The sequence below is a fragment of the Thermococcus litoralis DSM 5473 genome (assembly GCF_000246985.2).
GTDB classification, from domain to species: Archaea; Methanobacteriota_B; Thermococci; order Thermococcales; family Thermococcaceae; genus Thermococcus_A; species Thermococcus_A litoralis.
This window is the reverse complement of the sequence record NC_022084.1, coordinates 1,667,405-1,682,791: the sequence shown is the minus strand read 5'-3', so window position 1 is coordinate 1,682,791 and position 15,387 is coordinate 1,667,405. Positions and strand designations below refer to the sequence as shown.

Here is a 15,387-nt window from a genome sequence, read left to right as displayed (position 1 = left end):
CCTCCTCCTAAAGATAAACATTGCCCTATTAAAGATTACCGATCGAATTTAAAAAGAACAATGACAAAAAGGATATCATGCCAAGAGAAAAGGTCGTCAGAGTGTGGGACGAGAGGGAAGTTGTGTATTCACCCAAGCGATGGAGAATCTTAAAAGAAAAGCGTGAAAAAGCCCTAAAAATAATGGAGAGACTGGAGCAATTTGAGCCTCATGTTTACGGGAGTGTGGCAAGGGGAGACGTCAGGAAAGATAGTGATATCGACATCGTGATCCCATATAAGGTTCCCAGCTTCTTAATCGAGTTGAGCTTGGAGGGAATCCCATTTGAAAAGCGGAGAATTGTTATGGCTACACCCTGGCACTTAATAAAGGGGCATATAGAGATCGACGAAGAAACCACGATAACGTTTCCCCTTGTTGAGCCCAAGGATAGAGAGATCGAATTCTATAAATGGGGGGGTATGGTTGACCTCTGGGGGCTCAAAACAAACCTCCGGGTGCCGGGAGTTAACAAAAAGCTAATACTAATAGTTCCAACAGAAAAAGGACACATAGAGAGGGAAGTCATTGGGAGAGAGAGCGAGGTTGCAAAAATTCTTGGAGTGAGCATAGATATAGTCCAAGAAAGGGTTAAGATCCTAACCAGAAGGGATTCCATTGGGAGAACCGGAATCTACCTCAATGAGGAAGTTCCCGACTGGATGAGCTTTGAGGAAGCATTGAAAAGGATAGCAGATAGAGATCCGAACGTTAGGAAAAGAGTCAGGGAAAGCGGTGGAATTTAAAAACACCTTGGCGAAAAATTTATAAAGCGTCTGCAATTGATTATCTACCGGGCTTGTGCGGTGGTAGTCTAGCCTGGCCTAGGACAGCGGCCTGCCACGCCGCGGGCCCGGGTTCAAATCCCGGCCACCGCACCACAAACCAATTCTACCTCCCCCAAAACCCCACTCTGAAAACAAGACGCCTAAAATTTGTGTCGTTTTGTTTCTATTATGAGTGTTTCGTAAATGCTAATCTCCCTTACTTCTCAATGTCGCAAGCTCAGACATCAGCACATAAGAGGGTTCTAAAGCCTTGGGACAATGTTCTACCCCTTTGGTACAACCGCCATCTCTCCCTCATGTAAAACCATACCTTCCTTGTACGCATAGAATAGCTCATCTCATTTGTGTGCTTAGACCAGTGATACTCACTACCGAAAAAGTGTCTTACCTGATATAAACTCTATCAACCTAATTGGATTTCTTCTACAGAGCTTGCAATTCTCTGCAGTATGACAAGTTCCTTTTTCTCCCATGCATTCTCATCAAGAACTCCAATTACTGCGCCATTGTATAGAAGAGCGTAATCTCTCAAGGACGACAAAAACTTTGCGATAGCTTCAAAGCCGTTATACATTTTCAAATATTCAAGACAGTCAAAGATGACAATACCCCGTGTTCCTTTTTCTTCGGCCTCTTTTAGATACTGCACTACCCTAGCACTCATTAAGGGTAATGCCGTCGGGAATATTATATCAGACTCATGCTCATGTATTGATGTAACAAAAAATGTTTTCCACGTTTCTGGGAAGTTTTGATATCTCACAAAAGCCAACACAGGGAAATCTTTTAGTAACTGCTTTAACTCTTCATATTTTTTTGGAGAGATGAACAAAAGACCCGGTTTCATTTTAACTTTAAGAATTGGAATGTCCCGTGTAATGAACTCTCTTGACAGTGTAAACTTCCCCATTTCATAGATAGCCAGCGCCACAAGAAAGACAGAAATTACAAAAGTGAACGGGAGAAGTTTAGTAGCAACTCTCGTAAATGGGTAAAGCATTTGATGAAACCCATAGAACAAAAGAAGTACCCCCAAAAATCTAGCTTTTTGGTTATATTCCTCCCTCAATAGCGAAAAAATGAAGAAACCGGATAAAACAATAGCAAATCCTGAAATAGCATATGGTATACCAACACTCACAAACCAGTCTTGAGAATACCCAAATACCCTTCCAAGTTCTACATAGCCTGTTACAATGAGAGGAACCAACGACAGTATCCTGAAGTGTTTACTTAATACTATCTTTTCCTCCTCCAATAATCCAATAGTGCCATAAAGAACCAACATCCCGAATAGTGCTCTTGAGAGTACCTGAACATCCACCAGGTTTATAGTTTCTGAAGCGAGAGAAACAAATAATAAAAGCAACGCCAATCCCCACCATAAAGCTGGATCCCGTTTATATTTTATATACACATAGGTCAATAAAAAGAACCCAAATAGACTCATGAATATCATCCAAAATTGGGTCGTTGTTAAAAAAACCGATGTTCCCATCCCACTCCCAGTTATTGTTTAATGAAGTCATAAATTAAAAACATTTCCATTAGATAGCTACTGTCAGGATAACTCTGACCTCCTCCTCGCCCTAAAGGGCGAGGCTTTCGAAAGAAAAAAGCAAAAGCTCTAATACCAAAATTGGGTAGCAAATAGTGGTTTCTAGTCCTATATTTTCTCTTCTTGTTCTGAAGTTGTATCGGAGATTTAAATCTAATGCTCTCACCACCTAGTTTTAATAGTATCTGCAAAAAGAATTAAACATCAACAAGCATACTTGGCCTAACTTCCAAAGAAGTTTTGGAGAGCAAAAGGAGAATAAACTCAACCAGTAGCACCTTTTAGAGCATCCTTACATGCACATCTCCTGACCTTTGGAATGTACTCCACAGCCTTCATCAAAAGGAGCTTAATCTCCTCGCTTTTTTGTTGCATGAGTTCCACAACTTCCGAATGGGTGAGCTTGGTCTTACTTATGCCAGCGGCATAGTTGGTAACAATGGCAACACTCGCATAGCACATCTCAAGTTCTCTAGCCAAGATCGCCTCAGGAGATTGAGTCATCCCTACCACATCAGCACCGAGGATTTTCAGCGCTCTAATCTCCGCCCTTGTTTCAAATCTTGGTCCCTCCATAGCAGCATAAGTTCCCCTTGGGTGATAGCTAAAACCTAGCTCCCTAGCAGCTCTTATTAAAGCTTCTCTAAGCTCCGGGCAGTAAGGGTCAGTAAAATCAATGTGGGCAACAAACTTCCTTTCATGGGGTGAATCCTCTCCATCATAGAAGGTATAAACCCTGTTTTTTGTAAAATCAATTAGCTGATCAAGTATAACAAAATCTCCCGGCTTCATAGTCTCGTTTAAAGATCCTACTGCCGATGTCGCGAGTATTCTCTCAACACCCAACTTATACAAGCCCCATATGTTGGCACGGTAGTTTATCTTATGTGGCGGAACGCTGTGCTTCTCTCCATGCCTTGCTAAAAACGCAATCTCTTCGCCCTTATACGTTCCAATTTTTACCTTAATGTCCCCATAAGGAGTCTCAACCCTCTCTTCCCTAACGTTTTCCAGAAGCTTTGGATCGTAAACCCCAGATCCACCTATTATCGCTATCCTGACCACAAGCATCACCAGAAAAAGTTGGAAGAAAAGAATTTAAACCTAATGTCCTCCTTCAGATTCCTCTTTGGCTGCAAGCCTTAGAACCTTAATCAATATCTCTGCCAAAAGTCTTGAATTCCATTTTAGGTCTCTGACATTCTTTACGGTCTCTATGGCTTTATCCAGGTCGTCTTCCTTTAGGTAACCCAAGGCAATTTCTCCGAATGCCAAGGAGCGCAGATAGCTGTCTTGTATTTTGTTTGCGTATTTTAATGCTTTCTCTTTTTCCCCAGCCCTCGTTAAAAATGAAACCACCTTTACCTGCACGCTCTCATCAGGTACTTTTTCTGCAATTCTCTCCACTAGCTCGATGTACTCTCTCCTCGGGGACTTTATTAGAATGTCGAGCAATTTCTTTGCAGCACTTACCAGTTCTTCCTCTTTTAGAAGTTCAAAGAACTTTGAAACGTGTTCTGGAGAGTCAACAAGCTCTTCTATGATCTCGTTGATGAATCTCTCCCTGTTTCCCTCAACAGTGTTAAAGATATCCAGGGCATTCATGACTTCTCCGCCCTTGATGTAGTACTTTATTATCTCTGACTTTGCAATTGAGCTCCAAGGTTCTTCGAGCAGTTCTTTTGAAACTTTGATTGCTTTAGCAAGCTGACCTTCAGATAGGTATCCTCTAATAATTGGAATAAGCATGCTGTTTCTCACTCTACCGTCTTTGATTTTCATTGCATAAGAAACAGCTAAATCATAGAGCTTGAGTTTTAGTGCAGCTTCTATCATCTTTTCCAGAGCCCTATTCCGGATTTTAGAAGGCATGCGTTCAACCAGTTCAAGAACTCTATTAAAAAACCCTCGCAGCAGCGGCTTTGTTTGTTTCTCCCAGATAAGTAGCAAGTTGAATAAGCAAAAAAGCGAGCTCAGCTGCATCTTCAATTTCTTCTGCAGTCTCTAACGCTCTTCTAAAGGCATCCTTGTACTTTTCGTTACCCATGCGGAAAAGCTCAACTCCAATATTGGCATAGGTGAGTGCCCTAATTTTCGGGTCTGCTATTATATCGACGAGATCGAAAATATCGTTAATTGTACTCTCTTTCATTGTTCATCATCACAAAAAATTTGATAAAGGAATATTTAACCATTTTGACAATTTTATTTTATACTCATAAAACAAAAGTCGGAAAGGAATTCGTCAAAAAACGAATCAGCTGAGTTCATCATAAACTACACTGACGACCTCACCATCGTCCAATGAGACAAAGCTCACTTTTATCTTTTTGCCAGTTTTGGGGTCCACTACAACAAAATCGGGCTTCTTAAGGTATTCACTTGAGGGAACATGCCAGACATCGTCGTAATGAAGTTTTAGTTCCTTCATGAATTTTTTCAAATCCTTTTTAATCATCGTCGGCATAGGTACCACCATTATATTCTACAACTTTAAAGTATAAAAGCCTTTCTAATCGATGCTTGTCAAAAATAATATCGTCAAATGTCTATATACACAGCATGCTCCCTTGAGGCACCCCCAACTCCCTCGCTACCGGGCGGCATTTAGCCTTTAGAAGATAGAAAACGCGCTCATCCTTAATCTCGCTGAGAGTTTCAAAGTTCCCCTGCCCTTTTGCTATAATGACATCCGCTCTTCTAAAAATATCCATGAATTCCTCCGAGACTTCTCCAAAGGGAATACCCACAATTCCAGAACCCGTTGAAATTATTGTTCCGACCTCATCAAATTTAGCAGCTTTTAAATCCTCTACAGTTGCATCGTTTATTATCGGGGCTTCCTTTCCGGCGATGTAGATATCTAAGTGAGGGAAATTTTCCCGAATCTTTTTCAAGAAGAGCTTATCAAAGTATATCTCACCACAATTATCGGTAAGGTACAGTAAAACTTTGGCATTTTCAAGCTTTTTGAAGAGCTCTTCAGAGCAGTCTATGTAAAGGTCTCCTTTAATGAGGCTCATTATGTCTTCTTCAATCTTTTCCGGGGAGTATCCAACGGCAAAATCAATCACGTTACCCACTATTGCAAGCTTTAACGCTGTTTTAAGGTCAACTTCCATGATAGCTTCAATCTCATTTAAGACTCTCTCCGCCAACTTGTTGGAGGACTCTTTGTAGGCTTTAAACGGATCACGAACTCCAAGGAATTCGTAGAGATCAAAAAATATCTTGCTGGACACTATTGCAGGTATCGAATCTTCTTCAAGCTTTCCCATAAGCTTTGCACAGAAAACAGCGGCTTTCTTTCTTTTTGCTAAGTCTTCTGTGCTCATTTCAATTATCCTCTGGCACTGATTCGCGATACATGTGAAACATTCATAGTGGATCTTCATACCTATCCCATTAAAGTTTGCAATAGATTTAAAAAGGATTAACCGAACATTTGTTCGGTGAGGACGATGGAGGTAATAGACAAGGCAAAACTCGGAAGGTTTCATTACATCCTTCTGGCAATCCTCGGAACGGTGTGGGCATTCATAGCAATAAACACCCTCTCTGTTAGCTTTGTGATTCCTTTACTAAGCAAAGAACAGGCGTTTCAGGGAAGCCTGAGCAAGCTCGGAGCCATGGGATCCGCAGCACTATGGGGGATGCTCTTCGGTGCATGGTTTTTCGGGACAGTTGCCGACTACATAGGAAGAAAAAACGCCTTAACATTGGCAGTTTCGCTTTTTGGGTTGGGAAGCATTGCGAGTAGTTTCGCTAATAGCTTGAATCAGCTTATAGCACTTAGGTTTATAGTTGGGCTTGGTCTAGGGGGAGCTCTGCCGGTTGCAAGCTCCTATTTTGCCGAGTTCATGCCCGCAAAAATTAGGGGAGCTATGATATCTATCCTAGAAAGCTTCTGGGCTATTGGTACTATGATAATTGGAATAGTCGCAATCCTCCTAAAAGCCAGCTGGAGAAGCATTCTCCTGTTTGGGGGAAGTGTGTTGCTGTTGCTCCCAATAATACTCTGGCTTCCAGAGTCCCCGAGGTTTTTGGCTCTTAAAGGAAAAACAAAAGAAGCTAAAAGGGTTATAGAAAGAATACTTGGGAGAAAAGCAGAGATCAAGGTGCAAGAGGGCAAGCAAGCAAAGATAACAATAATAGAGCTCTGGAAAAAGTACGGCAAAATAACTTTAATGCTCTCAATTGCATGGTTCAGCATAGCCTTTGCTTACTATGGCTTTTTCATATGGCTTCCAAGGTTCTTAGCAGCGACTTTGAAGATAACTGTCTTCAAAAGCTTCCAGTACTTTATAATAACCGCCGTAGCCCAGCTACCGGGATACTGGAGTGCAGCTTATCTTCTCGAGAGGATAGGGAGGAAGAAAACCCTCTCTACATATTTGATACTCTCTGGCTTGGCTGGAGTTATGTTTTACCACTATGCAAGTTCAGGAAACGTTTACATGATACTGACAAGCGCGGTCCTCTTCAGCTTCTTCAACCTCGGAGCATGGGGGGCTATATACGCCTATACCCCCGAACTCTATCCAACAGAAGTTAGAGGAACTGGAACAGGATGGGCAGGGGCAATGGCAAGAATTGGAGGAGGATTGGCACCAATATTGGCAGGAAAGATCATGGAGACTTCAACCGTTGGGGTGGCTGTGCTTGTAATTGCTGTGATCTCAATTATAGGAGCCTTGGATGTCCTTACTCTCGGAAAAGAGACCAAAGGAACAGAGCTAGTATAGGTAATCAAGGAATGCAAGCTCCTCAACTACAGGCTTTCTTTTTCTCTTTTCGAACTCCCTCATGTAAAGGTAATCATAAAGCTTTGATATCATCTCCATTTCTCTCACCTCCTTTCTTTTTTGAGTTTTCACTCGAATATAAATAAATTAATTCCCTTTAAAAACATTTTCAGCCCTTTTTTAGCTATGAATGAGCAGAAGAATGCAAAATTCTCAGAAAAACGGCTGAATGACCGCGTTTAAAGTTTAATGTACATATATGATCAGTTAAAGCGACTTTCCAAGGGTTTCTTTTCTTAAATGGACACATCAGTGCAAAGATCAAAGAGCTAAGGATTATAAACCTAGGGACAGCTCTACATATGGTGGAGGAAAATGGTATTAGATAAGCTCGGTCAGTCACTCAACAACGCCCTAAGAAAACTTGCGCGTGCAAGTACCGTTGATGAAGCTCTTGTAAGAGAGGTAGTTAGGGACATTCAGAGGGCTTTACTTACGAGTGATGTTAACGTTCGTCTAGTTCTTGATCTCACCAAGAAAATTGAGAAGAGAGCTTTAGAAGAAAAGCCGCCCGCTGGAGTTTCCAAAAAGGAACACATAATCAAGATAGTCTATGAAGAGCTGACCAGTTTTTTGGGAAAAGAGGCAAAGCCCATAGAGATAAAAGAAAAGCCGACTATTCTCCTAACGGTTGGTATTCAGGGATCAGGGAAAACCACAAGCGTGGCAAAGCTTGCGAGATATTTCCAAAAGCATGGATATAAAGTAGGGTTGGTATGTTCGGACACTTGGCGTCCGGGTGCTTATTTCCAGTTAAAACAATTGGTAGAGCCGTATGGAATTGAGGTTTTTGGAGACCCCGAAGAAAAAGACGCAGTAAAGCTTGCTAAAGAGGGAGTGGAGTACTTCAAAAAGAAGGGCGTAGATGTGATAATAGTGGACTCCGCAGGAAGGCACAAGGAAGAGAAAGGGCTTATAGAAGAGATGAAGCAAATAAGCAATGCTATAAATCCCCACGAGGTTATCCTCGTAATCGACGGAACAATTGGACAGCAGGCATATAATCAGGCATTGGCTTTTAAGGAGGCAACTCCCATAGGGTCGATAATTGTAACCAAGCTGGACGGTTCAGCCAAAGGTGGAGGGGCTCTTTCCGCTGTTGTAGCAACTGGAGCCCCAATAAAGTTCATTGGTGTTGGTGAGAAGATAGATGACTTAGAACCTTTTGATCCAAAGCGCTTTGTTTCAAGGCTCTTAGGATTGGGGGACATTCAAGGGTTGCTGGAGAAGTTCGAGGAACTTAGCAAGGAGACTGAATTCACAGAGGAGGATGTTGAAAAGTTCTTGAGGGGGAAGTTTAACCTCAAAGACATGTACGCCCAGTTAGAGGCTATGAGAAAAATGGGGCCACTCCAGCAGATACTGAAGATGATCCCGGGAATGGGTTATTCTATCCCAGACGAAGTAATTAAGGTGAGTGAAGAGAGACTAAAAAAATTCAAGGTAATCATGGATTCCATGACTGAAGAAGAGCTCGAAAATCCCGAGATAATAAACTACTCAAGGATCAAGAGAATAGCAAGGGGTTCTGGCACTAGCACAAAAGATGTAAAAGAACTGCTCAACCAGTATAAACAGATGAAAAAATTCTTTAAGGGTATGGACAAAAGAAAATTGGCTAAGATGGCCAAGAAGTTTAACTTTGGAGGGTTGGGCATATGATGGAGGCATTTGTTTTAATTATTGTAAAGCCCGGAAATGAAGACCTGGTATATGAAAAGCTGAATGACATCCCCCAAGTGAAGGAGATATACAAAGTCTATGGAGAGTACGACATAATTATACGGATTGAAATTGAGAACATTAAAGAGCTAGACAGCTTCCATGACGAGATTTTAAGGAAAATAAGGGAAATCGAGATGACCGAAACATTAATAGCAAGCTCTTACAGGAGCTGAGGTGATAAAAAAGTGGAGAAGAGGTGGGTAGCGACAATAAATTTAGAAACCCTGCAAATTAAAAGCGATCCCTCTTTTAAATTTAAATGCCTCCAGTGTGCCAGCTGCTGCATAAACCTTGAGATACCCCTCAGAGATGAAGATATAACAAGAATAGAGGATTTGGGATTTAACGCGTGGGAGTTCGTGGATTATGAGAAAATGTTCTACAGGGGAGATAAGTTTTTGGGATACGGACTTAAGAAAAGACCGTTTGACGATGGCTGTGTCTTCCTTAGGGAAAATGGAAAGTGCAAGATCTACTCCAAACGGCCATTGGCATGTAAGCTTTACCCCTTTATTCTAATCAAGCACGGACTCGTTATCGAGGTGTACGTAAAGGAAGATCCATTCTGTAAGGGGATTAATCATCCAGATGGAGAGCATATAGATTTAGATTTTGTCATGCGGTATTTTGGTGAGGTAATTTCGGAATACCGGCAAAAAATGGGAATCTCCAATCACCAGAATAAACCAGCAAATCTTATAATTTGACCATAAACCGAAACCTATTTATACATTTTCTTGTCAATATTATCCCACCAGCAGGAGGTGGGAGCTTGAGTCAGATAGAGGCAGTTAAAGAGAAACTCCGTGTCATCAGGATTTTAAGGCTCTTAAAAAAGAGCTATACATATGAAGAACTCTCAAGGATCACTGGACTTCCAATAACGGTGCTCAACAGATACGTGAGGGGAAAAGTCCTTCCAAGCACGCAGCGTGCCAAAGAGCTAATAAAGGTTCTCTCCCCATACGTAAACCTTGAAGAGGAGGTTAAGAAGAGAATAGTTTTTGATAAACATGGATTGTTTGATAATTTGAAAATTCTCAGCGATACAGACCTAATGAGCCTTATTGCTGAGAGTGTTGCCTCAAGGTACATGGAGATGGAGATAGACAAAATACTAACGGCGGCTACGGATGGAATCCCTCTGGCAATTCACATCGGAAACGAACTTGGGGTGGATGTGATCTACGCAAAGAAGAAGAAAGAAGTTGGAGTAGAAAAGTTCTACGAGGTAAATTATGTCTCAAGCTCTTCAGGAAGCGTTATGACGCTGTACCTCCCTTCTTGGGCAATTAAAAAGGGAGAGAGAGTTTTAATAGTTGACGATGTTGTGAGGAGTGGAGAAACCCAAAGGGCTCTCATAGAGATGTGCAAGCAGGCAAATGCAACACCTGCAGGAATGTTCTTCCTTATAAGTGCCGGCAATGCAATAGACAGGATAAAAGAGGAATACAACATCCCCGTGGACGTTATGGTAAAGCTTTGACCTTTATTATTTATTTGGAGGACTTAATATGGAAAATTTGGAGAATGAAGACAGGTTTATGATATACAATGTGGCTGGAAAGAGCATAATGGTGGAGGCAAAGCTTGGGGAGGAGTTTGACTTTATCTGCAGTAAGAAGGAATGTGGAGAGAGATTAGAGCTACACGGCGTTATAAAGGTTGTAACCCCTCAAGAATATCGAAAAGTTCTGAAGGAGACACTAAACGAACATGAGGAGTTTCAGGTTATAGAAACTCTAAATCCAATTCCCCTGATATTTGAAGGCACGGTGAACGGAGAAAAAGTAAAGCTGCCCGCTGAGACTGTACAAAACTTGGCGAGGAGATTTGTGAGGAACTTCCTAGACCTCTAGCGTTAAATCTTCCTTTACTATGTCCATTGCAACATGAGTGTAAGTCTTTTCCACCCCATCTATCCTCAAAAGCTTCTTGACAAACCTGTTCATATCCTCTCTTCCCCTGAATTTTGCGATGACTATTATATCGTATTCCCCCGTAACATCGTAAACACAAGCAACATGGGGATCTTTGGCTATTTCCCTCTCAATCTCAATTATCCTCTTTCCCTGAGCCTTAACCCCGATTATCGTCGTAAGGTCATAGCCAAGTTTAGCATAATCTAATTTTGGAGCAAACCCTCGGATAATCCCCTCTTCTTCAAGCCTCTTTATTCTGTTATACACCGTTCCCACAGCAACTCCCACTTTTTTCGCTATCTCCCTATATGAAAGTCGGGCATCTTCCTGAAGAATGGAGATTATTTTTCTGTCCAGCTCATCCACCATCAGCCACACCAGAGAAAGTTTTGAAGGGAAGTTTAAATACCCTTTGATTTCCGTTAAACTATTTTGTTTAACAAAAGATTTATAAGCCAGTGAGAGAGGATAGGAAACGGGAGTGGACCGGTAGCCTAGCCAGGATAGGGCATCGGCCTCCTAAGCCGAGGGTCCGGGGTTCAAATCCCCGCCGGTCCGCCACAAATTGGGTCTATTCTTCAATTCCTAAGACTCTCCTCAAGGTGTTCCATTCTCTCTCGTCCCAAGCGTTCTTGTCCGCTACAACTATAAGAGCTCCATTGTTGGAAACCACGTAGTCTCTAACTGCGCTCAGCATCTTTGCTATTGAAGGGAATCCGTTGTAAATCCTAAGGTACTCCAACCCCTCTATTACAACAATCCCCCTAAGATTGCTCCTTTTCATCTCGAAGATGTACCTATTGACCATGTCGGCTATCTTGTACAGATCGGTGGGATGGACTGCATTTGGCATGTTAATATTATCTAATGTTGTAAAGAAGAGAAAATTCCACTTTTCAGAGGGTTTTAAGTTCCGCAGAAAAGCAAGAACTGGATAGTTCTCCAGCTGTGCTTTAATTTCTTTAAACTCTTCTGGTGAGATAATAAGAACTCCCTCAAGCTCCGGAAACTCTGCAACTTCTACAGTTTCATTTTTGATGAAACGCGGACTGGAAACTATTTTGTAATAAAAGTAGAACAAACTTGCACCAACTGCCAAAGCGGCTATCTGACCTATAGTCAACAATTGAGGAGATGAAACAACTCGTGGATACACTGCAGAGGCAACACCTGAAATCATAAGAATAATTCCCAATCCCTTCCCATCTCTGCCGTAATATGGGGAGAGAGTTTCAGCCACTATAGCGCCAAGTATCACCGTCAAAAGTCCTCCAAATATATACCCATCTTCAGGGTTTCTTTCAATAATGCTCTCCCCTATGCCAAAAAGGGCTATAACAAGAGGCTGAACTATAACACCTGCCTTGGGAATTGGAACATTACCCTCTTCCTTAAGCATAGAGAAGATACCAAGGTTGAAGAGAGCAAAAGCTAAAGAGACTAGAGCGTTTTCGATCTTTATATTAATAAGCTCAAAGGTCGCCGTTGGAATTGCAGAAAGCCACGAAAGTGCGAAGAAGAGAGCAGACTTCCGTCTACTTTTGTAATAGGCATACAAAAACAGTAAAACCGCTCCAATCCTTATTACAAATGTCCCGATAATACTTACTTCAAGTGGGTGTATCATGAAGTTCCCCTAAACGCCAAATAAATGTCCGAGGTTATAAGAGTTTCCATTTTGTCTCAGGTGTGATGGCCCTCATCACCCTTCAGTGCCGGGCCTCGACCATCATCGACGTTTATATATCCTTCAGAAACTTAAAGAGTTTTTCGACAAAGTTAAAAACCCACACAGGAATTCTTCTCCGGTGATGCTCATGATCAAAGTGAGGGTAATCGGGAGAAAAATCGAGAGAGAGCTGGAGTATCAGAAGGGAATGAAAGTCAAAGACGTCCTTAGGGCTGTTGGATTCAACACGGAAAGTGCCATAGCAAAGGTAAACGGAAAAGTTGCTTTGGAAGATGATCCGATTAACGACAACGACTACGTCGAAGTAATTCCAGTTGTCTCAGGAGGGTAAAAAAGAAAGATCATCCAAGCCTTTCTTTCATAAACTTCTCCAGGTTGTCCATGGCTTCTTCTAACACTGGAACCGGAGCTAAGAATATTGAACGGAAGTGCATTTCGCCACCTTCGCCAAATCCAGAGCCGTGGACAAAGAGCACATGGGCGTTGTGGAGGACATCAAGGACGAACTCTTTGTCGCTCTTCCATGGGCCTTCCTCAATCTTGGGGAATATGTAGAATGCTCCCTGTGGCTTCTGGGTGCTTATTCCTGGCATCTCATTAAGGCGCTTGTAGATGTAGTCCCTTCTCTCCTTCAGTTTTGCCATGTATTCCTCAAGGTAGTCCATTGGACCCCTAAGGCCAGCGATTGCCGCTTTTTGAGCCGGAGTGTTTGGACAGAGCCTTATCCTTGCGAGCTTCCCTATTGCTTCTCTAACCTCAGCAAGCTTGTTCTCTGGGTCTACAAAGTACATATAGCCCAATCTCCATCCTGTTGCGAAGTAGACCTTTGAGAGACCGTTCATGACTATTACAGGCACGTCCTTAGTTAATGAACCCGGAGAAACGTGCTTTCCTTCATATGTCATGAGGTCATAAATCTCATCGCTTATTATTGGCAAGTCATACTCACCAGCAAGGTCTATTATCTCTTGAAGGGTCTTCTTTTCATAGAGGGCTCCAGTGGGGTTGTTTGGATTTATAACGGCTATTGCTTTCGTTTTTTCGGTTATCTTTTTCCTCATGTCATCTATATCCGGCTGCCATCCCTCTTCCTCAACTGTTCTATAAGCCTTGGGAACACCACCGTAGAACTTCACAAGTCCAACGTATGGCGGATAGCTCGGCCCGGGGATTAGTATCTCCTCGCCTCCATCGATAAGTGCCCCAAAAATGAACTGCAATGCCTCGGTAACGGCAGCTGTAACTTGGACATCCTCTGGAGTAATATCCACACCGTTCTTTTTCTTTTCCCTCTCCACAATAGCCTCTCTAAGTTCCCTATCCCCCTCGCTGTCCCCGTAATAGTTGTGACCCTCCATTATTGCTTCGCAATAAGCTTTTTTCATGTGCTCTGGGGGCTGAAAGTCAAACTTCACGGGATCACCGATGTTGAGCTTGATGATTTTTATTCCCTGCTTTTCAAGCTCCCTTGCAGGCAGAACAACGTCCCTAATGGCATACTCAATACTCATCGCTCTTTTTGACGCTTTAACCATAACAACACCTCCGTATAAATCAGAGAAATGTTGTTTTACAAGCATAAAAATTTTTCCTAACATAAGGTTTCACGTTTTGGAGATAGCTTTAAAAGAGAGAAAGCGTAGCTACTTCAGGCGATGACGATTAGCAAGCATGCTGAGGAGTGATGACGTGAACACCCTCCGAGCCCTTTTCTAACCCTAGGCAATATCGGAAATAAAAATTGCAAAAATCAAAAGAGCGCCCCATATTTGTAGAATATCTGGCACGTTCCCTCATAGGAAACCATGCACGGCCCAACCGGGTTTCTTGGAGTACACTTCTTTCCAAAGAGGGGGCACTGTGTTGGCAGCGCCAGTCCTCTAAGCACAGCCCCACATATGCATCCCTTCTCCAGATCGGGCAGCTCTGGAGGCTTTACCCTGTAAAATGTTCTTACTTCATAATCCTTATACTCTTTTTTGAGCTCCAACCCACTTTTTGGTATTACACCCAAAGCTCTCCACTTTGCGTCAACGACATCAAAGAGAGCCTCTATCGTTCTCTGAGCCTCAACGTTGCCCTCGTATTTCACAACCCTTGTGTACTGGTTTTCTATTTTTGCCTCTCCCTTTCTTATCATTCTCAAGAGCATGAATATTCCCATGAGAAAATCAACCGGCTCAAATCCCGCAACTACCTGGGGAACTCCATATTCTTTTGTTATGTACTCCCATCCTTTCACGCCGATTATTGTCGAAACGTGTCCAGGGTCTATAAGCCCATCAAAAACCGTCCCTTGTTTAATCAACGCCTCAACGGCGGGAGGAGTTAAGCGGTGAACTGAATATATTTTGAAGTTTTCTATTCCTTTCTCTATAACCTCCTTCAGTATGCCCGCAGCGGGAGCAGTTGTGGTTTCAAACCCCGGAGAAAAATGAACTACTAGCTTGTCCTTCTCTTTGAGTGCTATCTTATAGGAATCGTAAATCGAATAAACAACTCTAACATCAAACCCCTCACTTTTCAGATCGGCAAAGCTTCCCACTGCTGTGGGGATCTTATACATGTCCCCAAAGGTCGTGAGGATTATCTCCTCTCCCTCTTCTTTTGCTTTGCGCATTATCTCCATCATTGCCGCAATGTCTTCTGCGGGGGTTATGCAGACAGGACATCCAGGACCGCTCATAACTTTAACGTTTTCGGGAAGAAGAGACCTTATCCCGCTTCTCGTCACGGTGTCTTCATGAGTACCACAAACGTGCATCAGCTTTACTTCCCTACCTATTCTCTCCGCCTCTCGTTTTATCCCTTGGAGTATCTTCTGAGCTAACTCTCTATCTTGAAAAATCGAAAGTTCCAT

18 protein-coding genes and 2 tRNA genes are annotated in these 15,387 nt (G+C 42.4%); 10 read left to right on the top strand and 10 right to left on the bottom strand.

Annotated elements, in window-relative coordinates; translation table 11 throughout:
- The first annotated feature begins 77 nt into the window (after positions 1-77).
- Together OCC_RS09150 and OCC_RS09145 are read left to right on the top strand one after the other, a co-directional pair.
- Positions 78-785, top strand: a complete 708-nt coding sequence (locus OCC_RS09150; RefSeq protein ID WP_004068796.1) for a nucleotidyltransferase domain-containing protein — start codon at positions 78-80, stop codon at positions 783-785.
- A 57-nt stretch (positions 786-842) separates the two neighbouring features.
- Positions 843-920, top strand: a tRNA-Gly gene (locus tag OCC_RS09145).
- 310 nt (positions 921-1,230) lie between these two features.
- On the opposite strand, the gene OCC_RS09140 is transcribed toward OCC_RS09145, so the two are convergent.
- From OCC_RS09140 to OCC_RS09115, 6 genes are all read right to left on the bottom strand, one after another.
- Positions 1,231-2,151 carry a DUF835 domain-containing protein gene (locus tag OCC_RS09140; RefSeq protein ID WP_171814841.1) on the bottom strand — a complete coding sequence of 307 codons (921 nt, stop codon included), beginning with the start codon at positions 2,149-2,151 and terminating at the stop codon, positions 1,231-1,233.
- A gap of 498 nt (positions 2,152-2,649) precedes the next feature.
- Entirely contained in the window at positions 2,650-3,450 is an 801-nt protein-coding gene (gene mtnP, locus OCC_RS09135) for an S-methyl-5'-thioadenosine phosphorylase (RefSeq protein WP_004068800.1), read from the bottom strand.
- Positions 3,451-3,489: 39 nt separating this feature from the next.
- Positions 3,490-4,257 carry a tetratricopeptide repeat protein gene (locus OCC_RS09130; protein WP_020953773.1) on the bottom strand — a complete coding sequence of 256 codons (768 nt, stop codon included), beginning with the start codon at positions 4,255-4,257 and terminating at the stop codon, positions 3,490-3,492.
- Between the two features lie 25 nt (positions 4,258-4,282).
- Positions 4,283-4,537, bottom strand: a complete 255-nt coding sequence (locus OCC_RS09125; protein ID WP_020953772.1) for a hypothetical protein — start codon at positions 4,535-4,537, stop codon at positions 4,283-4,285.
- 105 nt (positions 4,538-4,642) lie between these two features.
- The gene (locus OCC_RS09120) at positions 4,643-4,852 is read right to left on the bottom strand and encodes a hypothetical protein (protein WP_004068802.1); all 210 of its coding nucleotides are present in this window, start codon (positions 4,850-4,852) and stop codon (positions 4,643-4,645) included.
- An 82-nt stretch (positions 4,853-4,934) separates the two neighbouring features.
- A complete protein-coding gene (locus OCC_RS09115; protein ID WP_048874637.1) occupies positions 4,935-5,780 on the bottom strand; it encodes a damage-control phosphatase in 846 nt (281 codons plus the stop codon).
- A 66-nt stretch (positions 5,781-5,846) separates the two neighbouring features.
- On the opposite strand from OCC_RS09115, the gene OCC_RS09110 reads away from it, so the two are divergent.
- The 6 genes from OCC_RS09110 (at position 5,847) to OCC_RS09085 (ending at position 10,774) form a co-directional block, all read left to right on the top strand.
- Positions 5,847-7,130 (top strand): MFS transporter, encoded by a 1,284-nt coding sequence (locus tag OCC_RS09110; protein ID WP_004068806.1) that lies wholly within the window; start codon positions 5,847-5,849, stop codon positions 7,128-7,130.
- Between the two features lie 375 nt (positions 7,131-7,505).
- Complete coding sequence (locus OCC_RS09105; RefSeq protein ID WP_004068811.1) at positions 7,506-8,852, top strand: signal recognition particle protein Srp54; 1,347 nt, start codon at positions 7,506-7,508, stop codon at positions 8,850-8,852.
- On the top strand, positions 8,849-9,088 hold the full coding sequence (locus OCC_RS09100; protein ID WP_004068814.1) for an Lrp/AsnC family transcriptional regulator: 240 nt from the start codon (positions 8,849-8,851) through the stop codon (positions 9,086-9,088). Before OCC_RS09105 ends, OCC_RS09100 begins: the two co-directional genes overlap by 4 nt.
- A 12-nt stretch (positions 9,089-9,100) precedes the next feature.
- Complete coding sequence (locus OCC_RS09095; RefSeq protein ID WP_004068816.1) at positions 9,101-9,622, top strand: YkgJ family cysteine cluster protein; 522 nt, start codon at positions 9,101-9,103, stop codon at positions 9,620-9,622.
- A gap of 65 nt (positions 9,623-9,687) precedes the next feature.
- The gene (locus OCC_RS09090) at positions 9,688-10,401 is read left to right on the top strand and encodes a phosphoribosyltransferase family protein (RefSeq protein WP_004068818.1); all 714 of its coding nucleotides are present in this window, start codon (positions 9,688-9,690) and stop codon (positions 10,399-10,401) included.
- A gap of 28 nt (positions 10,402-10,429) precedes the next feature.
- Entirely contained in the window at positions 10,430-10,774 is a 345-nt protein-coding gene (locus OCC_RS09085; RefSeq protein ID WP_004068821.1) for a hypothetical protein, read from the top strand.
- On the opposite strand, the gene OCC_RS09080 is transcribed toward OCC_RS09085, so the two are convergent.
- Positions 10,763-11,209 (bottom strand): Lrp/AsnC family transcriptional regulator, encoded by a 447-nt coding sequence (locus OCC_RS09080; protein WP_048874713.1) that lies wholly within the window; start codon positions 11,207-11,209, stop codon positions 10,763-10,765. The two genes, OCC_RS09085 and OCC_RS09080, sit on opposite strands and share 12 nt — an antisense overlap.
- 111 nt (positions 11,210-11,320) lie before the next feature.
- Here OCC_RS09080 and OCC_RS09075 point away from each other — a divergent pair.
- Positions 11,321-11,398 (top strand) — tRNA-Arg (locus tag OCC_RS09075).
- 10 nt (positions 11,399-11,408) lie between these two features.
- Here OCC_RS09075 and OCC_RS09070 read toward each other — a convergent pair.
- Positions 11,409-12,464: a DUF835 domain-containing protein gene (locus OCC_RS09070; protein WP_004068826.1), complete on the bottom strand. Its 1,056-nt coding sequence runs from the start codon at positions 12,462-12,464 to the stop codon at positions 11,409-11,411.
- Positions 12,465-12,654: 190 nt separating this feature from the next.
- Between OCC_RS09070 and OCC_RS09065 the strand changes: the two genes are divergently transcribed.
- Positions 12,655-12,858: a MoaD/ThiS family protein gene (locus OCC_RS09065; RefSeq protein WP_004068828.1), complete on the top strand. Its 204-nt coding sequence runs from the start codon at positions 12,655-12,657 to the stop codon at positions 12,856-12,858.
- A 10-nt stretch (positions 12,859-12,868) separates the two neighbouring features.
- Here the strand turns inward: OCC_RS09065 and OCC_RS09060 are convergent, their stop codons facing one another.
- Positions 12,869-14,062, bottom strand: a complete 1,194-nt coding sequence (locus OCC_RS09060) for a pyridoxal phosphate-dependent aminotransferase (protein ID WP_004068831.1) — start codon at positions 14,060-14,062, stop codon at positions 12,869-12,871.
- Positions 14,063-14,277: 215 nt separating this feature from the next.
- Positions 14,278-15,387, bottom strand: a complete 1,110-nt coding sequence (hypD, locus tag OCC_RS09055; RefSeq protein WP_004068833.1) for a hydrogenase formation protein HypD — start codon at positions 15,385-15,387, stop codon at positions 14,278-14,280.

What these genes read in the sequence shown, in the direction of transcription:
- OCC_RS09150 (WP_004068796.1), top strand. Translation starts at nt 78, where the DNA reads ATGCCAAGAGAAAAGGTCGTCAGAGTGTGGGACGAGAGGGAAGTTGTG.
- OCC_RS09130 (WP_020953773.1), bottom strand. Translation starts at nt 4,257, where the DNA reads ATGCCTTCTAAAATCCGGAATAGGGCTCTGGAAAAGATGATAGAAGCT.
- OCC_RS09125 (WP_020953772.1), bottom strand. Translation starts at nt 4,537, where the DNA reads ATGAAAGAGAGTACAATTAACGATATTTTCGATCTCGTCGATATAATA.
- OCC_RS09120 (WP_004068802.1), bottom strand. Translation starts at nt 4,852, where the DNA reads ATGCCGACGATGATTAAAAAGGATTTGAAAAAATTCATGAAGGAACTA.
- OCC_RS09115 (WP_048874637.1), bottom strand. Translation starts at nt 5,780, where the DNA reads ATGAAGATCCACTATGAATGTTTCACATGTATCGCGAATCAGTGCCAG.
- OCC_RS09110 (WP_004068806.1), top strand. Translation starts at nt 5,847, where the DNA reads ATGGAGGTAATAGACAAGGCAAAACTCGGAAGGTTTCATTACATCCTT.
- OCC_RS09105 (WP_004068811.1), top strand. Translation starts at nt 7,506, where the DNA reads ATGGTATTAGATAAGCTCGGTCAGTCACTCAACAACGCCCTAAGAAAA.
- OCC_RS09100 (WP_004068814.1), top strand. Translation starts at nt 8,849, where the DNA reads ATGATGGAGGCATTTGTTTTAATTATTGTAAAGCCCGGAAATGAAGAC.
- OCC_RS09085 (WP_004068821.1), top strand. Translation starts at nt 10,430, where the DNA reads ATGGAAAATTTGGAGAATGAAGACAGGTTTATGATATACAATGTGGCT.
- OCC_RS09070 (WP_004068826.1), bottom strand. Translation starts at nt 12,464, where the DNA reads ATGATACACCCACTTGAAGTAAGTATTATCGGGACATTTGTAATAAGG.
- OCC_RS09065 (WP_004068828.1), top strand. Translation starts at nt 12,655, where the DNA reads ATGATCAAAGTGAGGGTAATCGGGAGAAAAATCGAGAGAGAGCTGGAG.
- OCC_RS09060 (WP_004068831.1), bottom strand. Translation starts at nt 14,062, where the DNA reads ATGGTTAAAGCGTCAAAAAGAGCGATGAGTATTGAGTATGCCATTAGG.
- hypD (WP_004068833.1), bottom strand. Translation starts at nt 15,387, where the DNA reads ATGGAACTTTCGATTTTTCAAGATAGAGAGTTAGCTCAGAAGATACTC.